Raw genomic sequence first — 5,380 nt, forward strand, 5'->3', positions numbered from 1 at the left:
AAGGGGGGTGTGTGGTGTAAGTTATCGGCCTATTAGTACCGGTCAGCTTCACGAGTCGTTAGTCCTCGCTTCCACATCCGGCCTATCAACCCAGTGGTCTGGCTGGGGGCCTCTCACACACAAGGTGTATGGAAATCTCATCTCGAAGCGAGCTTCCCGCTTAGATGCTTTCAGCGGTTATCCCATCCGAACGTAGCTAATCAGCGGTGCACTTGGCAGTACAACTGACACACCAGAGGTTCGTCCGTCCCGGTCCTCTCGTACTAAGGACAGCCCTTCTCAAATTTCCTGCGCGCGCAGCGGATAGGGACCGAACTGTCTCACGACGTTCTAAACCCAGCTCGCGTACCGCTTTAATGGGCGAACAGCCCAACCCTTGGGACCTACTCCAGCCCCAGGATGCGACGAGCCGACATCGAGGTGCCAAACCATGCCGTCGATATGGACTCTTGGGCAAGATCAGCCTGTTATCCCCGAGGTACCTTTTATCCGTTGAGCGACGGCCATTCCACAATGTACCGCCGGATCACTAGTCCCGACTTTCGTCCCTGCTCGAGATGTCTCTCTCACAGTCAAGCTCCCTTGTGCACTTACACTCGACACCTGATTGCCAACCAGGCTGAGGGAACCTTTGGGCGCCTCCGTTACTTTTTAGGAGGCAACCGCCCCAGTTAAACTACCCATCAGGCACTGTCCCTGACCCGGATTACGGGCCGAAGTTAGATGTCCAAAGTGACCAGAGTGGTATTTCAACGATGACTCCACCCGAACTGGCGTCCGGGCTTCAACGTCTCCCACCTATCCTACACAAGCCACTCCGAACACCAATACCAAACTATAGTAAAGGTCTCGGGGTCTTTCCGTCCTGCTGCGCGTAACGAGCATCTTTACTCGTACTGCAATTTCGCCGAGTTTATGGTTGAGACAGCGGGGAAGTCGTTACTCCATTCGTGCAGGTCGGAACTTACCCGACAAGGAATTTCGCTACCTTAGGATGGTTATAGTTACCACCGCCGTTTACTGGGGCTTGAATTCTCAGCTTCGCCTTGCGGCTAACCGGTCCTCTTAACCTTCCAGCACCGGGCAGGAGTCAGTCCGTATACATCGTCTTGCGACTTCGCACGGACCTGTGTTTTTAGTAAACAGTCGCTTCCCCCTGGTCTCTGCGGCCCCTGCACGCTCCGGACAGCAAGTGTCCATCACGATGGGGGCCCCCCTTCTCCCGAAGTTACGGGGGCATTTTGCCGAGTTCCTTAACCATAATTCTCTCGATCGCCTTAGTATTCTCTACCTGATCACCTGTGTCGGTTTGGGGTACGGGCGGCTAAAACCTCGCGTCGATGCTTTTCTAGGCAGCATAGGATCACCGAATCCCCCCTTACGGGAGTCCCATCGGGTCTCAGGCATCATGAACGGCGGATTTGCCTACCGTTCGCCCTACATCCTTAGACCGGGACAACCATCGCCCGGCTCGGCTACCTTCCTGCGTCACACCTGTTAATACGCTTGCCTCCCAGGATCAGGTCCCGCGCTCCACCAAAACCCTTCACCCACAAGGGGTGTCAGGCAGGCTTCGGGCGGTTAGTATCCCCTGTTCAGCATGGGCGGTTTTTCGCCGGTACGGGAATATCAACCCGTTGTCCATCGACTACGCCTGTCGGCCTCGCCTTAGGTCCCGACTTACCCAGGGCAGATTAGCTTGACCCTGGAACCCTTGATCATTCGGCGGACGGGTTTCTCACCCGTCTTTCGCTACTCATGCCTGCATTCTCACTCGTGTAGGCTCCACCGCTGGTTTACACCGCGACTTCACTGCCCACACGACGCTCCCCTACCACTCCAGACGCCTGAACCAACCCACAAGGGGCGGCTTAGCTAATATCTGAAATCCACAACTTCGGCGGTGTACTTGAGCCCCGCTACATTGTCGGCGCGGAATCACTTGACCAGTGAGCTATTACGCACTCTTTTAAGGATGGCTGCTTCTAAGCCAACCTCCTGGTTGTCTTCGCAACTCCACATCCTTTCCCACTTAGCACACGCTTAGGGGCCTTAGTTGGTGGTCTGGGCTGTTTCCCTCTCGACTATGAAGCTTATCCCCCACAGTCTCACTGCTGCGCTCTCACTTACCGGCATTCGGAGTTTGGCTGACGTCAGTAACCTTGTAGGGCCCATTAGCCATCCAGTAGCTCTACCTCCGGTAAGAAACACGCAACGCTGCACCTAAATGCATTTCGGGGAGAACCAGCTATCACGAAGTTTGATTGGCCTTTCACCCCTACCCACAGCTCATCCCCTCCATTTTCAACTGAAGTGGGTTCGGTCCTCCACGACGTCTTACCGTCGCTTCAACCTGGCCATGGGTAGATCACTTCGCTTCGGGTCTAGATCACGCCACTGCAACGCCCTGTTCAGACTCGCTTTCGCTACGGCTTCCCCACACGGGTTAACCTCGCGACGTAACACTAACTCGCAGGCTCATTCTTCAAAAGGCACGCCGTCACAACTACAAGGTTGCTCCGACGGATTGTAAGCACACGGTTTCAGGTACTGTTTCACTCCCCTCCCGGGGTACTTTTCACCTTTCCCTCACGGTACTGGTCCGCTATCGGTCATTAGGGAGTATTTAGGCTTATCAGGTGGTCCTGACAGATTCACACGGGATTTCTCGGGCCCCGTGCTACTTGGGATACTCCCCGGGCGGTACACAACATTTCGGTTACGGGGCTCACACCCTCTCTGGCCGGCCTTTCAAGACCGTTCACCTATGCCTGTACTACACACCCCACTGTCCCGGCAGAGACAGAATGGGAAGTCCCACAACCCCGACCATGCAACGCCCGCCGGCTATCACACATGGAACGGTTTAGCCTGATCCGCGTTCGCTCGCCACTACTGACGGAATCACTATTGTTTTCTCTTCCTGCGGGTACTGAGATGTTTCACTTCCCCGCGTTCCCTCCACGCACCCTATGTGTTCAGATGCGGGTCACCAGGCAGCTCGCGCCCCTGGCGGGGTTTCCCCATTCGGACACCCTGGGATCACAGTCCGGTTATCGACTCCCCCAGGCTTATCGCAGATTCCTACGTCCTTCTTCGGCTCCTAATGCCAAGGCATCCACCGTGTGCTCTTAAAAACTTGACCACAAAAGATCAAAAAAACTAATTTTCGAGAGAACCACAGACACTGACGCCACCACCCCGAAGGACAGCAGCACAGATCCAGGTTCATATTCTTGGAAATTGCTTCTTATAAAAGATGCTCGCGTCCACTATGTAGTTCTCAAACAACAACCCCGTACCACACACCCCACACACACACGTGCGCGCTCGATGCAGCCAGGAAACCAGAAACAAACAAGTCCCACACCACCAACCCCGCACAACTCCCCCCGAAAGGGAAACCGCACCAGGGCCGGCGCCATGGTCCTGTTGCCTCAGGACCCAACAGTGTGCCAAACACTACCTGCGCGAAACATACCGGCCGCGTTCCAGGACCACACCCGAAAGTGAGTCCGTACTTGCTGCCGGCACCTGCCGCCAGGCACCTATTTGCTGATATTCCACCCGTGAGCACCCGCCGCAGAACTAGCGTCTGCGCAACGGGCGTACTCCTGACAACCCCTCCACACCCGCATAACGCGGGGCAAGGTGACTGTAGGTGCTCCTTAGAAAGGAGGTGATCCAGCCGCACCTTCCGGTACGGCTACCTTGTTACGACTTAGTCCCAATCGCCAGTCCCACCTTCGACAGCTCCCTCCCACAAGGGGTTAGGCCACCGGCTTCGGGTGTTACCAACTTTCGTGACTTGACGGGCGGTGTGTACAAGGCCCGGGAACGTATTCACCGCAGCGTTGCTGATCTGCGATTACTAGCGACTCCGACTTCATGGGGTCGAGTTGCAGACCCCAATCCGAACTGAGACCGGCTTTTTGGGATTAGCTCCACCTCACAGTATCGCAACCCTTTGTACCGGCCATTGTAGCATGCGTGAAGCCCAAGACATAAGGGGCATGATGATTTGACGTCGTCCCCACCTTCCTCCGAGTTGACCCCGGCAGTCTCCTATGAGTCCCCGCCATCACGCGCTGGCAACATAGAACGAGGGTTGCGCTCGTTGCGGGACTTAACCCAACATCTCACGACACGAGCTGACGACAACCATGCACCACCTGTAAACCGACCGCAAGCGGGGCACCTGTTTCCAGGTGTTTCCGGTTCATGTCAAGCCTTGGTAAGGTTCTTCGCGTTGCATCGAATTAATCCGCATGCTCCGCCGCTTGTGCGGGCCCCCGTCAATTCCTTTGAGTTTTAGCCTTGCGGCCGTACTCCCCAGGCGGGGCACTTAATGCGTTAGCTACGGCGCGGAAAACGTGGAATGTCCCCCACACCTAGTGCCCAACGTTTACGGCATGGACTACCAGGGTATCTAATCCTGTTCGCTCCCCATGCTTTCGCTCCTCAGCGTCAGTTAATGCCCAGAGACCTGCCTTCGCCATCGGTGTTCCTCCTGATATCTGCGCATTTCACCGCTACACCAGGAATTCCAGTCTCCCCTACATCACTCTAGTCTGCCCGTACCCACCGCAGATCCGGAGTTGAGCCCCGGACTTTCACGGCAGACGCGACAAACCGCCTACGAGCTCTTTACGCCCAATAATTCCGGATAACGCTTGCGCCCTACGTATTACCGCGGCTGCTGGCACGTAGTTAGCCGGCGCTTCTTCTGCAGGTACCGTCACTTTCGCTTCTTCCCTACTGAAAGAGGTTTACAACCCGAAGGCCGTCATCCCTCACGCGGCGTCGCTGCATCAGGCTTTCGCCCATTGTGCAATATTCCCCACTGCTGCCTCCCGTAGGAGTCTGGGCCGTGTCTCAGTCCCAGTGTGGCCGGTCACCCTCTCAGGCCGGCTACCCGTCGTCGCCTTGGTGAGCCATTACCTCACCAACAAGCTGATAGGCCGCGAGTCCATCCAAAACCACAATAAAGCTTTCCACCCCCCACCATGCGATGAGGAGTCATATCCGGTATTAGACCCAGTTTCCCAGGCTTATCCCAGAGTTAAGGGCAGGTTACTCACGTGTTACTCACCCGTTCGCCACTAATCCCCCAGCAAGCTGGGATCATCGTTCGACTTGCATGTGTTAAGCACGCCGCCAGCGTTCATCCTGAGCCAGGATCAAACTCTCCGTTGAAGTAAAACAGACACAACCAACACCCCCGGGAAAACGGGACGTGCCGGCTGCACAAAATTTGAAACCAGCTGTAAAAACCAGACCACACCACGGGGTGGCGGGCCCGATCAATTCAACCAATTCAATACAATAAATTGGTATCAACAAACTTGGCACACTATTGAGTTCTCAAACAACAGACACA

General features: G+C 55.7%; 2 rRNA genes. Both read right to left on the minus strand.

Annotated features, from left to right (window positions below):
* Positions 1-11: 11 nt before the first annotated feature.
* Positions 12-3,145 (minus strand): 23S ribosomal RNA (locus AC50YC_RS19680).
* Positions 3,146-3,672: 527 nt separating this feature from the next.
* A 16S ribosomal RNA gene (locus AC50YC_RS19685) occupies positions 3,673-5,196 on the minus strand.
* The 16S and 23S rRNA genes sit together here, the layout of an rRNA operon.
* Positions 5,197-5,380 lie beyond the last annotated feature (184 nt).

It is taken from the genome of Pseudarthrobacter sp. MDT1-56 (assembly GCF_059383555.1).